At 63.3% G+C, this 15,129-nt stretch carries 16 protein-coding genes and 1 pseudogene; 5 read left to right on the top strand and 12 right to left on the bottom strand.

Going from position 1 to position 15,129, the window contains the following annotated elements; genetic code table 11:
• Positions 1 to 37: 37 nt before the first annotated feature.
• From FJW06_RS21675 to FJW06_RS21635, 9 genes are all read right to left on the bottom strand, one after another.
• Positions 38 to 1,072 (bottom strand): amino acid ABC transporter substrate-binding protein, encoded by a 1,035-nt coding sequence (locus FJW06_RS21675; protein ID WP_140754294.1) that lies wholly within the window; start codon positions 1,070 to 1,072, stop codon positions 38 to 40.
• 89 nt (positions 1,073 to 1,161) lie between these two features.
• Positions 1,162 to 2,109: a LysR substrate-binding domain-containing protein gene (locus FJW06_RS21670; protein WP_140754292.1), complete on the bottom strand. Its 948-nt coding sequence runs from the start codon at positions 2,107 to 2,109 to the stop codon at positions 1,162 to 1,164.
• 80 nt (positions 2,110 to 2,189) lie between these two features.
• Positions 2,190 to 2,939, bottom strand: a complete 750-nt coding sequence (locus FJW06_RS21665; RefSeq protein WP_140754290.1) for an SDR family oxidoreductase — start codon at positions 2,937 to 2,939, stop codon at positions 2,190 to 2,192.
• Between the two features lie 11 nt (positions 2,940 to 2,950).
• The gene (locus tag FJW06_RS21660; protein ID WP_140754288.1) at positions 2,951 to 3,661 is read right to left on the bottom strand and encodes an SDR family oxidoreductase; all 711 of its coding nucleotides are present in this window, start codon (positions 3,659 to 3,661) and stop codon (positions 2,951 to 2,953) included.
• A gap of 262 nt (positions 3,662 to 3,923) precedes the next feature.
• Positions 3,924 to 4,712, bottom strand: a complete 789-nt coding sequence (locus FJW06_RS21655) for a FadR/GntR family transcriptional regulator (RefSeq protein ID WP_140754286.1) — start codon at positions 4,710 to 4,712, stop codon at positions 3,924 to 3,926.
• 56 nt (positions 4,713 to 4,768) lie between these two features.
• Positions 4,769 to 5,116 (bottom strand): RidA family protein, encoded by a 348-nt coding sequence (locus FJW06_RS21650; protein WP_140754284.1) that lies wholly within the window; start codon positions 5,114 to 5,116, stop codon positions 4,769 to 4,771.
• Between the two features lie 10 nt (positions 5,117 to 5,126).
• Complete coding sequence (locus FJW06_RS21645; RefSeq protein WP_140754282.1) at positions 5,127 to 5,933, bottom strand: SDR family oxidoreductase; 807 nt, start codon at positions 5,931 to 5,933, stop codon at positions 5,127 to 5,129.
• Positions 5,926 to 6,738, bottom strand: coding sequence for a shikimate dehydrogenase (locus FJW06_RS21640; RefSeq protein WP_140754280.1), 813 nt, complete (start codon positions 6,736 to 6,738; stop codon positions 5,926 to 5,928). Before FJW06_RS21640 ends, FJW06_RS21645 begins: the two co-directional genes overlap by 8 nt.
• A 3-nt stretch (positions 6,739 to 6,741) precedes the next feature.
• Positions 6,742 to 7,632, bottom strand: a complete 891-nt coding sequence (locus FJW06_RS21635; RefSeq protein ID WP_140754278.1) for a 2-hydroxy-3-oxopropionate reductase — start codon at positions 7,630 to 7,632, stop codon at positions 6,742 to 6,744.
• A 110-nt stretch (positions 7,633 to 7,742) separates the two neighbouring features.
• On the opposite strand from FJW06_RS21635, the gene FJW06_RS21630 reads away from it, so the two are divergent.
• Positions 7,743 to 8,507, top strand: a complete 765-nt coding sequence (locus FJW06_RS21630; protein ID WP_140754276.1) for an aldolase/citrate lyase family protein — start codon at positions 7,743 to 7,745, stop codon at positions 8,505 to 8,507.
• Positions 8,508 to 8,521: 14 nt separating this feature from the next.
• Positions 8,522 to 9,739, top strand: coding sequence for an FAD-dependent oxidoreductase (locus FJW06_RS21625; protein WP_140754274.1), 1,218 nt, complete (start codon positions 8,522 to 8,524; stop codon positions 9,737 to 9,739).
• A 38-nt stretch (positions 9,740 to 9,777) separates the two neighbouring features.
• On the opposite strand, the pseudogene FJW06_RS30690 reads toward FJW06_RS21625, so the two are convergent.
• Positions 9,778 to 10,114 (bottom strand): annotated as a pseudogene (locus tag FJW06_RS30690) (IS481 family transposase); the annotation flags it as partial.
• Here FJW06_RS30690 and FJW06_RS21620 point away from each other — a divergent pair.
• The 3 genes from FJW06_RS21620 to FJW06_RS21610 all read left to right on the top strand — a co-directional run bounded on the left by FJW06_RS21620 (position 10,080) and on the right by FJW06_RS21610 (position 13,247).
• Positions 10,080 to 10,331, top strand: coding sequence for an autotransporter outer membrane beta-barrel domain-containing protein (locus tag FJW06_RS21620; RefSeq protein ID WP_348644067.1), 252 nt, complete (start codon positions 10,080 to 10,082; stop codon positions 10,329 to 10,331). The pseudogene FJW06_RS30690 and the gene FJW06_RS21620 overlap by 35 nt on opposite strands.
• 277 nt (positions 10,332 to 10,608) lie before the next feature.
• Positions 10,609 to 12,534, top strand: coding sequence for an APC family permease (locus FJW06_RS21615; protein ID WP_140754273.1), 1,926 nt, complete (start codon positions 10,609 to 10,611; stop codon positions 12,532 to 12,534).
• Between the two features lie 152 nt (positions 12,535 to 12,686).
• A complete protein-coding gene (locus FJW06_RS21610) occupies positions 12,687 to 13,247 on the top strand; it encodes a sigma-70 family RNA polymerase sigma factor (RefSeq protein WP_140754271.1) in 561 nt (186 codons plus the stop codon).
• A gap of 697 nt (positions 13,248 to 13,944) precedes the next feature.
• Here FJW06_RS21610 and FJW06_RS21600 read toward each other — a convergent pair.
• On the bottom strand, positions 13,945 to 14,163 hold the full coding sequence (locus tag FJW06_RS21600; RefSeq protein WP_140754269.1) for a hypothetical protein: 219 nt from the start codon (positions 14,161 to 14,163) through the stop codon (positions 13,945 to 13,947).
• Between the two features lie 60 nt (positions 14,164 to 14,223).
• Positions 14,224 to 15,129: a class I SAM-dependent methyltransferase gene (locus tag FJW06_RS21595; RefSeq protein ID WP_140754267.1), complete on the bottom strand. Its 906-nt coding sequence runs from the start codon at positions 15,127 to 15,129 to the stop codon at positions 14,224 to 14,226.

Genomic DNA, 15,129 nt, shown 5'->3' with positions numbered 1-15,129 from the left:
ATCGATCACCAAGGGGATCAGTCGATCACCAAGGGGATCAATCGATCACCAGCGGGAACAGAACACCGCCATTGTTCCACAAATTGGTCAGCTCGCGATCCATCTTGTATGGCGAGCCCTTGCCGAGATCGCGCTCGAAGATCTCGCCGTAATTGCCGACCTTCTTGATCACGTTGTAGGCCCAGTCGTCCGAAAGCCCGAGGCCCTTGCCCATGCCGGGCGTGACGCCGAGGAATTTCGCCACCTGCGGCGAGGTCGGCTTGGCCTTGATCTCGTCGACGTTCTTGGAGGTGATGCCTTCCTGCTCGGCGAAGGTCAGGGTGCTCAACGTCCAGTTGGCGATGTCGACCCAGTTGTCGTCGCCCTGGCGCATGATCATGACCTCTGGCTCGACGGCGAGCACGTCGGGCAGGATGACATGGTCCTCAACCTTGCTCTTGGCGATGCGGGCGATGGCGAGTGTCGGCCCCCACTGCGCGTAGAGATCGCAGCGGCCGGAGAAGTAGGCCTGCTCGAGCTCCTCGGTCTTTTCGATCAGCACCGGCTCGAGCTTGATGCCGAGCTTCTGGGCGTAGGCGGCGACCTGCTGCTCCTGCGAGGTGCCGGCGGGAATGCAGATCGTGCCGCCATTGGCGTCCTTGAGCGACTTCAGGTTGAGCTCCTTATGCGCCATCACCTTGGTCGTGCCGAGATAATACGAATTGGAGAATTGCAGGCCGAGCTCCGTGTCGCGGCTGAGCGTGCCGCCGGAGGCCTTGATGATGATGTCGACGTCGCCCGACTGGAGCGAGGGCCAGCGCTGCGCCCAGCTGATCGGCACGACCTTCAGCTTCGCCGGATCGCCGAACACGGCGGTCGCCACGGCCTTGCAAAGGTCGATGTCCATGCCCTTCCAGTTACCCTTGTCGTCGACTTCGGCGAAGCCGAGATAGGAGCCGTCATGGCCGGTGCAGTTGAGCACGCCGCGCGCCTTCACGGTCTCCAGCGTCTTGCCGCCGGCCGCCTCGGCCGGCGCCGCGAAATGCACGAGGCCAAGGGCCATGGCAGCGGCCCCCCATTTGATCATTTTCATGTTGTTGTCTCCACTGTTGAGGTTATTTCGTTTCTTGTTGTTGGAGCGCCGCAAGATGCCTTGCGGCGCTCGGTCTCGAAGCCCGCCTGCTAGTCGGAAAGCGGGGTCGGTTTCGGCAGGGAAATCTTGAGATCGCTTCGCCAATCCTGCTGGACGAGCCAGCGATGAAGCGCGGCCACCGCCTTCACGCGCAGATGCCCGCGCGGGACGACGAGGTAAAAGCCGGGGACTTCCTCCGGCTTCATATCTGCAATGGCATCCCGGCCGATCGGCGCGACCAGCGCCCCCGACCGGAAATCCTCTTCGGCGTCGATGACGGAGACCAGGCCCACGCCGATGCCTTGCAGGGTGGCCCGGCGCATGGTCGCCGCATCGTCGAAGCTGACGCTGCGGTCGCCCTCCGTCAGCTCCACTCCGAGGTGGCGCAATATGTCGGGCCACAGGCGCTTCGACTTGACCGTGTCGAGCAGTGTGAACCGCGTAAGATCTTGCGCCGATTTTATCTTTTCGCCGATCGCCGGCGTGCAGCAGATGATCTTCGGGTCCGGCACCAGCAGCGTGGTCTCGTAGTCGGGCCAGTTTCCGTAGCCCCACTGCACCGTCATATCGATGTCGTCGCGCCCGAAATCGGGCAGGTCGACCATCGTGGTCAGGCGAAGGTCCGCGCCCGGCAGGATCTCGCGGAAGAGCGAAAGCCTCGGCAACAGATAATGCGTGGCGAAATAGGGGCTGGCATTGAGGTTGATGCGGTCGCGGTAGTTCGACTTGGTGACGCGGCGCACGCCTTCGGAGAATTCGTCGAAGCCGGCCTTGACGTAGTGCGAGAGCAGGATCGCCGACTCGGTCAGTTCGATCGATCGGCCCTTGCGTTCGAACAGCGTCACCTGCAGCGTGTCTTCCAGGAGCTTGATCTGCTGGCCGACCGCCTGCGGCGTGACTAAGAGCTCATCCGCTGCTTGTCGGAAGCTCTTGTGCTGCACGACCGCGTGGAAGACGCGCAGAGCGTTGAGCGAGGGAAGGCGAAGCTTGCCGGTCATGGTGAATTCCGCCTCCTTTCGTTCGAGACTCCGTCGGTCATGCACTGCTGGATGTCAGCCGCCCCCGGCTGGCGAAGTGGTCAGGCGTAGATGTAACCGCCTGAAACGATGACGTTTTCGCCGGTCATATAGGTGTTCTTGGGCCCACCGGTCATGAGCACCCATTCGGCGATTTCGGTCGGCTCGGCGCCGCGGCCGAGCGGGCTCGCCTTGGCCAGTTCCTCGAGGAAGCCGAGCGCCTTGGCTTTCTCCGTGGCCATGCCGGCGGGGGCGACGGAATTCACCAGGATCCCGTCCTTGGCGACATAATGAGCAAAGGAGCGCGTCAGGCTGACGACGGCTGCCTTGGTGGCCGCGTAGTGCGCGTTCTGTGGATGCGCCTTGAAGGCGTCGACGGATGTCAGGTTGACGATGCGGCCGCGCACCTGGGCTTTCGGCTCCTGCGCCTGCATGTGGCGAACCGCCGCCACCATCATGTGGTAAGTGCCCTTGATGTTGATGCCGTTGGAGGCGTCCCACTCGGCGTCGGTGATTTCGAGCAGTGGCCGGCGCGGATAGATCGCGGCGCAGTTGATCAGCGTGTCGACGCGCCCGAGCTTCGCGACGATTGCATCGAAGGCGGCGTGGCACTGCGGGCCGACCTGGATGTCGCAGGTCGCGGCCGCCGTCGGCAGGCCCTTGGCCTTCGCGGGCGCAAGCGCGTCCTCGGCTGCGTCCCTGTTGATGTCGATGATGCCGACCTTTGCCGCGCCGGCCTCCACGGCCATGCGGGCGAGAAGCGCGCCGAGGCCGGCGCCCCCGCCAACGATCAGAACGGAAAGATCCTTCATTCCAGTGTTCCTTACTTGGTGCCGCTGGGCGAGGTTGGCCAGGTCGGCATGATGTCGAAACGGGTAACGTCGGCCCATGCGGGGAGCGCGAGCACGCCGACGACCATCCTGGCCACGTCATCCGGCTGCACCACTTTGCTGGCGTACATGGCTTCGCGAGCCTTGGCGTCGAGGATGTCCTGGTAGAGCTGCGTCTCGACACGGCCGGCGACGATCTCGGTGACGCGGATGCCGGATGGGGAGAGGTCGGCGCGCAGCGCGCCGGCAAAACCGGAGATGGCGGCCTTGGTGGCCGCATAGACGGCGATGTTGGAGAATACCGCGTGGCCCGCGACCGAGCCCGTAAACAATATGTGTCCGGACTGCCGCTCGCGCATCTGCGGCACGACGAGCCGGGTGAGCAGGATTGCCGCGCTGAGGTTCACCTCCAGCGTGGTGTCGATATCGGCGATTTTCATGTCGGCGAAATTGCCGAGCGGCGGCATGATGCCGGCATTGTTGATCAAGACGTCGATGCTGAGGCCCGCCAACACCGATTCCAGCGCTTCGCGATCGGTGACGTCGACGGCGATCGGTACGATGCCTGGGCGTTCGGCCTGCAGTTCTTTAAGCGCCGCCTTGCTGCGACCGACCGCATAGACCTCGTAGCCGGCATCGCTCAAGGCGACCGCCATGGCGCGCCCTATGCCGCTCGTCGCACCTGTGATGAAGGCTGTCGTCACGCAGGTCTTCCCCGATTGCTTGATGCTCAGTTTGCGGCTTGGGCCGATGCCGCGAAACCAAGAAAAGCAGCAAAAAGGAAAGATAAACTTTCGAAATGGTTTTTCGGGGCCCGAAACGTTCCGTGCCGCACGCGTGATTGGTGAGGCCGCAAACCAAAGAAAAACAGTGCCTTTAACGGCGATAGAGCAGAATCCGGCCGCCAGGCGAAGCAAAACATGGCTTTCGCAACCGTGTGATGGTTTGCGTGTTCAGGCTCGAGGCCTATGTCCCTGTCGGCAGCGGTCTTTTCATGCTCGTGAAGAGCGAAGCCGCCGCGGCCTTTTGCTCGGCGTCCGTTGCCTCGATCCCCGACGCCTTCGCCAGCGCGCGCACGCGACCCAGGCTGTTCTGCAGATGCTTGCGCATGGCTTGCCGGGCCTTGCCTGCGTCCTGCCTTTCGATAGCGTCGACGATGGCTTTGTGCTCGCCGTGGATGCGCGCGTAGTAGCTGTCCTTGAGCGCCGGCTCGACCACATAGCCGAGCTGGAAACGCGGCACGATCATCGGCCCGAGATAGGCGAGAAAGCCGTGGATGAACTCGTTGCGCGCCGCCTTGGCGATCGCGAGGTGGAAATCGTAATCGTAATGAATCTGGACGGCGGCGGGGTCGGCGTGCCGGGCGTCGATATCGTCCATCATGACACGGATAGCGCGCGCTTCCTTGTCGGTGCGGCGTTCCGCGCAGAGCCCCGCGGATTCCACTTCGACGCTCAACCGCAATTCGAGCAGCGCGATGGTTTCCGGCAGCGTGCGCAGCGCCTCGTCGGGAATTGAAAAATTGCGCGGGGTCGGCGTTTCGCTGACGAACATGCCGCGTCCCTGCTGCGGCACCACCATACCTTCCGAGCGCAGCCGCGCCACCGCCTCGCGCACGACGGTGCGGCTGACATCATATTCGGCGCAAAGCTCCGCCTCGGTCGGCAGTTGCGCGCCGGGCTGCAACTCGCCGGAGCGGATCTTTTCGGCCAGGCTCTCCGCCAACATGGTGGAAAGCGGCTTGCGCTTCGTCATTCAGGTTCTTCCGTCCAAGTTCAGATTCGGGATGATGCCCGAACCGGCAAGACCATTCAAACCGCCGCGGTGACGATGAGTTCGACCAGCATGCCGGGCTTGGCCATCCGGCCTTCGCCGGAGGAGCGCGCCGGCGCATGCTCTTTCGGCATCCAGCCGTCCCACACCGTGTTCACCTCGTCGAAATCGCGCACGTCGTCCAGCCACATCTGGACGTGGAGGATGCGGGTCTTGTCGGTGCCGGCCTTCGCAAGCAGCACGTCGATCTTGCCGAGCACCTCGCGCATCTGGTCGGCCGCGGACTGGCCTGGCCTCGCCACCTGACCGGTGAGGTAGAGCGTGCCGTTGTGGATGACGCCGTGATGGATGCGGGTGTCGAAGTCGAAGCGCTGGATATCGCCCACGGTATGCCTCTCAGATTGCCGGCGTTTGCCGAATGGGGTTGCCCTGCAGGTACTGCGCATAGGGTGCCTGGACAAGCCAGCCGGCATCGACCGGAAGTGTGACGCCGGTGATCGAGGCCGCTCGGTCTGAGCAGAGAAACAACGCCGCCTCGGCGACATCGCACGGCTCGACGAAGCGGCGCAGCGCGGTCGTAGCCCGGATCGCTTCCGGATTGCGTTCGCCCTTGGCGATCTTCGCCTTCAGTCCGTCCGACAGCGTGTAGCCCGGCGCCACGGCATTGACGCGAACGCCGCGCGGGCCGAGCTCCGCCGCAAGCATCTGCGTCAGCGCCAGCACCGCGTGCTTTCCGGGCGTGTAGGCCGGCAGCGACAGCGGCGCGAAGGAGGCGAGCGAGCCGACATTGAGGATCGCGCCGCGCCCGGCGGCCGACATCAGCCGCCCGAACACTTGGCAGCCAAGCAGCGTGCCGCGGTAGTTGATGCGCCACATCCGCTCGTCCTCGGCGAGGTCCTGGTCTAGGACGTGCTTGCCGCTCTGCAGGATACCGGCGCAGTTGACCACGGCATGCGGCGTACCGAAGGCATCGCCGACGGCTTGCGCCAGCGCTTCGACCGAGGCGGGGTCGGCGACATCGGCCTGGACGAAGAGGGTGCGCGGCGCGCCCATGCTTTCGCACGCGCTCGCGGCTTCCTTGCCACGGACGGTGTCGCGGCCGGCGACGACCACTTCATAGCCTTCTTCGGCGAAGCGCTCTGCGATCGCGCGGCCGATGCCGGACGTGCCGCCGATGACGACGGCGGTCGTTGCGTCAGCCATTGCGGCGGTCCTTCCGCTCGATGTCGAAGAATTCGGCCATGGCCTCGACCTGGAAATCCATCATCGGCCGTCCCGGCTGTATGCGGCAGCCGATCTCCTTCGCCGCCTTGAGCAGCAGCGTCTCGGCCGGCTCCATGATGATGTCGACCACGGTCATGTTCGGCGTCAGCTTGCTCACATCCATCGGCAATGGATCACCGGCCTTCAGCCCGGATGGCGTGGCATTGATCGCCATATCCATTCCGGATGGATCGGCTTCGCCGACCTCGATACGGCAGTTGGGAAAGGACTTGTTGACCAGCGAAGCGAGTCTTTGCGCGCGCCCCTTGTCGATATCGGTCAAACGGATTTCCGCCGCGCCTTCTTCGGCAAGGCAGTAAGTCAGCGATGCGCCCGCGCCGCCGGCGCCGACCTGGAGGATGCGCTTGCCGGCGATCCGGTGCTCGCCCGCCTTCAGCCCCTCGATGAAGCCCACGCCGTCGAAATTGTCGGCATACCAGCTGCCATCCGCCTGCCGGCGCACGGAATTCGCGCTCTGCACCCGCGCGGCGCGATCATGGGCGGCCGCGCATTTGTGGAAGACCGGAACCTTGTAGGGCACCGAGATGATCACGCCGCGGATGTTTTCCGCCGCGGTAATGCCGGCCCAGAAAGTATCGAAATCCTCCGGACGGCAGCTCAGCGGCACCATCAGGCTGTCGAGCCCTTTCTGCTCGAAGATCTCGTTGAAGATTCCAGGGCTCTTCGCATGACCCACGGGGTGGGCCAGCATGACGAAGACATCGGCCTTGCCGGTTCCGCGCATCGGTTATTCCTTTCCGTTTGACAGTTCGTGATCGCTCAGGGTTTCGAGGGCCTGCACGAGTGACGAATGATCCGCCTCCGCGCCGCCCGCCTGTGCCGAACAGGCGTTCATCAGTTGCTGCGCCAGCGCCGTGCTTGGCAGCGCCACGCCGAGCGTGCGTGCGCTTTCAAGCGCGAGATTAAGGTCCTTCTGGTGCAGCCGTATACGGAAGCCCGGCGCGAAGCTGCGGGCGATCATGCGTTCGCCATGCACCTCGAGCACGCGCGAAGAGGCGAAGCCGCCCATGAGCGCAGAGCGCACCTTGGCCGGGTCGCAACCGGCCTTGCTGGCAAAGACCAGCGCTTCGGCGACCGCCTCGATGCTGAGCGCCACGATGATCTGGTTGGCGATCTTGCAGGTCTGCCCGTCGCCGTTCTTTTCGCCAATCAGCGTGATGTTCTTGCCGAGCTTTTCGAAGATCGGCAGCGCCCGCTGGAACTCGGCGGCCGGCCCGCCGGCCATGATCGTGAGGCTGGCCGCCTTGGCTCCGACCTCGCCGCCGGAGACCGGCGCATCGAGATAGCCGGCGCCTGCTTCCCTGATTCTTGCCGCGAACTCGGCGGTGGCGATCGGGCTGATCGAGCTCATGTCGATCACCAGCTTGCCGGCCGAGACTCCTTCCAGCACGCCGTTCCGCCCGAGCAGGACGCGCTCTACGTCGGGCGTGTCGGGGAGCATGGTGATGACGACCTCGGACATCCGCGCCACCTCGGCAGGGGAGGCGGCGACCGTTGCTTTCAGGTCCTTTGGAAGAGGGGAGCGATTAAGGGCCGTGACGATCTCATGCCCGGCATCGGCGAGATGCCGGGCCATCGGAGCGCCCATGACACCAAGTCCGATGAAGCCGATTTTCATGCGCAACTCCCGTTCTGCGTCAGAGCGCCTTGCAGCTCAAGTTTGACGTATGATATAGGACATCATACAAATTTCAATGCGTCTTCTTTTCGCTGGAGGCCAATCGCAAAATGCAGGAGCGCGTCAATTCGCTGAAGGCGGCGGTTCAGGCCGGCCGGGCTCATATCGGCATCTGGTGTTCGCTGGCCTCGGCGCTCACCACCGAGGTGGTGGCAGGCTCCGGAGCGGGCTGGTTGCTGATCGACGGCGAGCACAGCCCTAACGATCTGCGCAGCATCATGGCGCAGCTGCAGGTCGCGGCCGCATTCCCTTGCGAGGCGGTGGTGCGGCTGCCGTCGGACGATGCGAATCTCACGAAGCAGGCCCTGGATGTCGGCGCGCGCAGCTTGATGATCCCGAATGTGCGCACGGCCGAGCAGGCGCGCGCGATCGTTGCCGCCATGACCTACGCCCCCGGAGGCTTCCGCGGCTTCTCGGTCGGTCACCGCGCCAACGCCTTCGGCCGCATCGCCGGCTATCATGCCAAGGCGCGTGAGCAGCAGCTTCTCGCCGTGCAGATCGAGGACGAGGCCGGCGTCGCCAATGCGGCAGAAATCGCCGCCGTGGAAGGTGTCGACGTTCTCTTCGTCGGGCCAGGCGACCTTTCCACGAATATGGGCGCGATGGGCAATCCCGGCGCCTCGCATGTGCAGCAGGCGGTTGCGTCCGTTCGCAAAGCCGCCGCATCGGCAGGCAAGGCCAGCGGCATCCTGGCTCCGGTGAAAGCCGATGCCGACCGCTATCTCGCCGATGGCTTCACGATGGTGGCGGTCGGCTCCGACCTCGGCCTGTTGGCGCGGGGCTCGGATGCCCTGATCGCATCGTTCAACCAGTAGAGCGGAGTACAGAAGTGGCGATCCCCCCTTACAAGGCCCCGTCGCGCAATGCCTATGATATCGTCATAGTCGGCGGCGCGGTCGTCGGTTCGTCGACGGCCTACTGGCTGAGCCAGGCGCTTGGCAATGACGCCTCGATCCTCGTTGTCGAACGCGACTCGAGGTACGAATTTTCCTCGACGGCGCTCTCCACCAGCGCTATCCGCCAGCAATATTCCAATCCGATCAATGTGAAGATCAGCCAGTTCGGCATCGAGATCATCCGAACCTTCCAGGAGCGGATGGCGCCGTTCTACCCGAATGAGACGGCCCCCAATCTCGGATTCAAGGAACACGGATATCTCTATTGCTGCTCGCCCGAGGGGGTGGACGCCGCCAAGGAGCGGGTCCAGTTGCAGCGCAGCCTCGGCGCCCACACCATCTTCCTCGAGCCGGGCGCGCTGAAGGAGCGCTTCCCCTGGCTCAACGTCGAGGATCTCGGCGGCGGCTCCTGGGGTTCCCGCGAAGAGGGTTGGTTCGATTCCATGGGCCTGCTCAACGGGTTCCGTCGCGCCGCCCGTGCCAGCGGGGTCGAGTATATCGACAACGCCGTGACGGGATTGGATGTCGTTGACGGGCGGGTCGTCTCGGCACGGCTCGCGACCGGCGAGGCGGTCGCCTGCGGAACGCTGGTCAACGCGGCGGGTCCGCGCGCGCAGCAGGTCGCGGCAATGGCCGGACTGTCCATTCCGGTCGCGCCCTACAAGCGCTACAGTTTCGTCTTTGCCAGCGCCAATCCGATCCTTGGACGGATGCCTAACGTCATCGATCTTTCCGGCACATTCGTACGCCCCGAAGGCGAGCTCTTCCTCACCGGCAACACGCCGCGGGGCGATGGGCCTGCCGACTACGACGACTTCGAGATGCATTTCGAGGAGTTCGACGATTATATCTGGCCGGCGCTCTGGCATCGCATCCCGGCCTTCGACGCGCTGAAGGTCCAGACCAGCTGGACCGGCCACTACGAGTACAACATGCTCGACCACAACGGCATCGTCGGCTTCCACCCGCAAGTGAGGAACTTCATGTTCGCCAACGGCTTCTCGGGCCACGGCCTGCAGCAATCGCCGGCGGTCGGTCGGGCGGTGTCCGAACTCATCGTCCACGGCGCCTTCCAGACGCTCGACCTGTCGCCGTTCTGCTATGAAAGGATCTCGCGCAACGAGCCGTTCCTGGAGGAAGCGGTGATCTAGCGAAGCGTGTGAGCGGCTAGGCTCCGCGCCTACGCCGCGCCGATCTCGTAGGTCTTGAACGGCTTGCGCTGCTCCTTGACCATCTCAACCGGCAGCCGTGAGATGCCTTGGCGCTGAAGGCAGCGGTGCAAGGCGCTGCGGCTAAAGTTAGGGATCGTTCCCTCAAGCAACCCAGCACATCGTCCAGAGGCAGGAGCATCTTCTGGCGGAAGGCCACTACCATCGCTTCCTCTGCCGGCGTCAGTACCGTGCTCCTAGGCACGTTGGGTCCATCGGCGCGTCGGCCGTCGTGGTCCGTTCGCGCCACTTGGCAACCGTCTTGGGGTTCACCCCGTAGCGGGTGACAAGGGAGCGTGTGCTCTCTTGCGACGCTTGGAACTCGCCTCGAAGACGCGCTGAGCATCGAAGCCGGCCAGAAGGTCGCGCTGCAGGGAAGTGGACGCTGACGCCGCAGGCTCAGCTCTCTTATTCCTCGGTCCGCTTCAACAGCTTTACCGATCCCTTCGATGCGGCAGTGTCGCTGAGCCGCAGCGATGCCCTGACCGTATCACAATCCGATCTGGATGGGCGGCAGCCTGTACTAAGTGCTTGAAAAAGTTGCTGCCCAGAGGCGGAATCCAAGCGTGAGAAACCGCTTTGTTTCCAGGCTGTTGACGGCCAATCCGTCGTATTTCTGTGGATCGCTTCGGTTCACGAGTCGTTTTGCGCGTTAAGGCGACTTGGACTGTTTCGGTCGCGAGGGAGTCGTTGAGGCGAACCGATACTCGGTTTCTCCGCCGAAGTGCCAAGCACCTCCATCCGCGCGCTCGAATCATCGAGGAACATTCTTCTCTCCGCACTCTTCGGGAGACGTTTCTCGGGATCGTGACATGTCGATACTTGGATGGATTCTTGGCCGCCGGCTGGCCAATCAGGAACAGTCGGAGCGCAAGATCGGCGTTTTCGAAGGCGTGCCGGCCATGGGCCTCGATGGGCTGGGTTCCTCGGCCTACGGTCCGGAAGCTGCACTCACCATCCTGATCCCGCTCGGCGCGGCCGGCCTCGGCTATATCGGCCCGATCATGGGCGCCATAGTCGGCCTGCTCGCCGTCCTTTATCTTTCTTACCGCCAGACCATTGCGGCCTATCCCAGCAATGGCGGCGCCTACATCGTTTCGCGCGAAAACCTTGGCCGTAACGCCAGCCTGCTCGCCGCCTCTGCGCTGATGGTCGACTACGTGCTTAACGTTGCCGTCGGCATCTCCGCAGGAGTCGGCGCACTGGTTTCGGCGCTGCCCTCGCTGCACTCCTACACGCTGTGGCTTTGCCTTGGTATCCTGCTTATGGTGATGATCGTTAACCTGCGCGGCACGCTGGATGCCGGGCGGCTGTTTGCGTTGCCCACCTATCTCTTTGTGGCGAGCTTTCTGGCGATCCTTGCGATAGGCGTCTGGAAGGCGAGTGTATCGGGCGGTCAGCCGTCGCCGGCGATTCCGCCGCCGCCGCTACCGCAGCCGACCGGCAGCGTGAGCCTGCTGCTCTTGATGCACGCCTTCGCCAGCGGCTGCACGGCGATGACCGGCGTCGAGGCGGTCAGCAACGGCATGACCGCCTTCAAGGATCCGCCCGTCAGGCACGGCCGCCGCACATTGGCGGCGATCTGCCTGATCCTGGGGCTCCTGCTCGGCGGTATTGCCTTCCTGTCGGCACGCTATCGCATCGGCGCGATGGACCAGGAGAAGGACGGCTATCAGAGCGTTCTTTCGCAGCTTGCGCATGCCGTGGTTGGCGACGGTATTTTCTATTACGTCGCCGTCGGCAGCCTGCTCTGCGTGCTGGCGCTTTCGGCCAACACCAGCTTCGTCGACTTTCCCCGCCTTTGCCGCATGGTGGCTGAAGATGGGTATCTTCCCAGGCCCTTCGCAATGGTCGGCCGCCGGCTGGTTTTCTCTGTCGGCATACTCTACCTCGGTTTGACGACGGGGCTGCTGCTGGTGGTGTTTGGCGGCATCACCGACCATCTGATCCCGCTTTTCGCCATCGGCGCCTTTCTGACCTTCACGCTGTCGCAGACCGGCATGGTGCTGCATTGGGTGAGGGCGCTGCGGACGGAGAAGGGCCCGAAGCGCGCAGGCAATCGTATGCATCTGGCGATCAATGCGCTCGGCGGCGCCATCACCGCCCTGGCGCTCGTCGTAATCGTCATCGCCAAATTCAGGGAAGGAGCCTGGATAACGGTGATCGTCATTCCGCTGGTGGTTGTCCTCCTGCGGCTGGTGCGGCGCTATTACGACCATCTCGAGGCCGGTCTGCGCGAGCCCGGAAAGCTCAATCTCGGCAACACCCAGCCGCCTGTCGTTCTTGTCGTGACCCAGCAATGGAACAGGATGGCGGACAAGGCGCTCAGCTTTGCCTTTCAGTTGTCGAAAGATGTCATTGCCGTCCATGTGGCGCGCCTGTCGGGTGGAGAGAGCGACGAAGAGCGCGCAATTCGTGGGAGGTGGTCGAAGGATGTGGAAGCGCCGGCGAAGGCGGCTGGCCTGCGCCCGCCCCGCCTGGTTCTCCTCAATGCCGACTACCGGCTGATGTACGAGCCATTGCTGAAGGAGATCGCGGTGCTGCGAGAGGAGTTCGGTGGCCGCACCATTGCGGTGCTGCTCCCCGAGGTCGTGCCGCCCAATTGGTGGCAGTACATCCTGCATACCCATCGCGCCCGCCGACTGCACGCCAAACTGCTCGAGTTCGGCGGATCGGATATCGTGATCATTTCCATGCCTTGGTATATCGAAGAACCGAGGATCGAAGCGGCCCATTGAATGTTGCCGCTCCCATCGATGAACCCTTGGTCAAAAGTTTCGGCCGAGCGATGGAAACAGGAACGTTCCTTTCTCTCAGGCATTTTCCCTAGTCTGCATCTCATCCACTCCTGTTTGCTGGGCCCGGAAAATTGTTACCCAGAGAGCATAATTTGTCGAACCCTGACCCCGGTGAGATCTCCGTCGTCGATCTTATTCCTGCCTTGCGGGCTTTTGCGCGAACGTTCTGTCGGGTGCCCGACGACGCCGACGATCTCGTGCAGGAGACATTGACCAAGGGGCTTGCCAACCTGGACAAGTTCGAGCCGGGCACGCGCCTGAAGTCCTGGCTCTTCACGATCATGCGCAACACGCATTATACGCGCATCAAAGCCGCGGCCAGGGAGGCTCCTGGGCTGCTTGACTGCGCCTCCAGCCGGCCGATTTCGGAGCCGTCGCAGGATTGGTCCGTCCAAAGCAAGGAAGTGCATCAAGCCATCCAGAAACTGCCGTCCCATCAGCGTGAGGTTCTGGTGCTGATCGGCGTGCTGGGCGTAAGCTACGAAGAAACTGCTGAGATATGCGGTTGCGCCGTCGGCACCGTAAAAAGCCGTCTCAATCGTGCCCGTGCCGGTGTTCTGGAATTCCTCGGGGAAAGCTCGCCGCAGGCGCTGATCGAGCGACGACGTCAACTTTCGGACGACCACTGGGATACCGAAGGCGCTAGACGCTAGAGCAACCCAGGAAAAAGTGTGAGCGGTTTTCTGTCCGGAATTGCGTAAAAACAAATAGATAGGCATTTCGGCGTGAGACGGTGAAACGCACCAGCCGGCCTACCGGTGCTTGGCTGCTTGCAGGGGCTTCGCCTCTCTTCTCAACCAGGCCCAATTCAGGCCGAGCAGAAAAACACGTTCAAGCCTGCATTCCGTTGACGCCCGTCTCTGCGACCAACCGCCTGCGCCATCGGGATGACTCCGAACCGGCTACAACGATTCGCTTATGGTATTGTTCTACTGATCATGCTGGTACGGCGGCCGCCGGCACTGCCAATGCCCTTCGGCCCGGTCTCGGAGGAATGCAGCACCCTTGCCGGCGACGTCTTCAGCCGCGCTCAGCCGTCATATCGCCTTTGCGCTTTTCGATCAGCGCATTCTGCAGTTCGAGTGCAAGCCTGGTCAGCCGGTCAGGGACCTTCTCCCGCTCGATGGCGGTCAACAGGGATGCGATCTCCTGGTCCAAGCTCTGGATTGCCTGGGCGCACAGATCGCGCTGGCTCCTGCGAGACATCGCATTCTCTTATACAATAGAGGCCCCTTCAAATTTCACTGAGGCATACTCGACCGTCCTTTGCAAGGCAGCTCGCTGCAAGCTGTAAGGTCTCCGATCGCTATCTTCGGATGTCGTGGCAAAAGGCGATCCGCGAGCATGCGCTCAATCCTTCGGGAGACGGTTCGCTGCGTGGTCCTGGTACTGATCGGACTTTACCCGGTTGCCGTCCAGACCGCGTTGCTCCGTGTGCTGCTTCTTGTCCCGGTTGGACAGGACGTCGTTCTCGCCGACCATGTCCTTTGCGAGCGTCGTCTTCGCTCCGGTTCCGGAGCTCTTGCCCTGGCTGCCGCGGCCCATATGCTTCTTACCGCCGGTCGCCATTGTTCTTCTCCCTGGTCTGCCTGCGTGAAACTGTTCGGCGACCGAACTGCCGCTCGCGCATTATGTTCCGCCGCCACGGCGGATAAGGAAGGCCGTGCCGTCCCAACTGCCGAAAGGCATTTCGCCGTCGACCAAGACTTCCATGCGATATGCACGGGCAAGACGGTTGATATCGCGCGAGTCGATGTCCGACGTCCGATAGGAATAGTTGAGGACTGCCGCCATTCCTCCTGGCCGCAGCACGCGCGCGATCTCGCCGAAATGCCGCTCGGCAACACCGGCAAGCACTAGGTAGGGAAAACTGTCGAGAGCCAGCACGTCGTCGAAGCTTTGATCGGCGAAGTCACCGAGATCCAGGCCCGAGGTCAGGCGGAATTTCACGTTGGCGACGCCGGCGCATCGCCGACGCGCGATGGCGATCATCCTGGGCGAGATATCGATGCCGACGATACATCCCGCCATGGCGCCTAGCGCATGTTCGAGGCGTCCGATGCCGCAGCCGATGTCCAGTATGTGCTTGCGGGCGCCGAGTATGCCTTGCCGTTCCAGCCACAAGGCAATCTCGCCGGTCGTGGCCGAAAGCCTGTCCTCGTCGCCCAGCGACGACAGTTGCACGCTGGCTGCCGGGGAGATGGCCGCCGCTCGATCGAAGCTGCCGGCCAGCCGCTCGACGGCCATGGCGGCCGTTTCGCCGTTGCCACGGTCATGCGACACGCAGGCAGCGGTCCTGCGGACGTCGTCGAAGGCGGAGGGCTTGTCCCGAAGTCTCGTGGCCATGTGTTCCAGCCAGCATCGCTCGGGAGCCTGGCTCGGGCGCATGTCCAAGGCGATATCCGCCAATTGCGCCGCGCTGGTCCTCTTATCGATATAGACAGCCAATCTGGCCAGCGCGTTGTCGACGGAGAGGCCGTCGGCCATGCAATCCTGTAGCAGGCGTCTGGCGATCGCGCCGGTTTGCCTCGCCAT

The sequence above is a fragment of the Mesorhizobium sp. B4-1-3 genome (assembly GCF_006439355.1).
Taxonomy (GTDB): Bacteria; Pseudomonadota; Alphaproteobacteria; order Rhizobiales; family Rhizobiaceae; genus Mesorhizobium.
The sequence above is the reverse complement of the archived record's forward strand: the minus strand, read 5'-3'. Positions and strand labels throughout refer to the sequence as shown.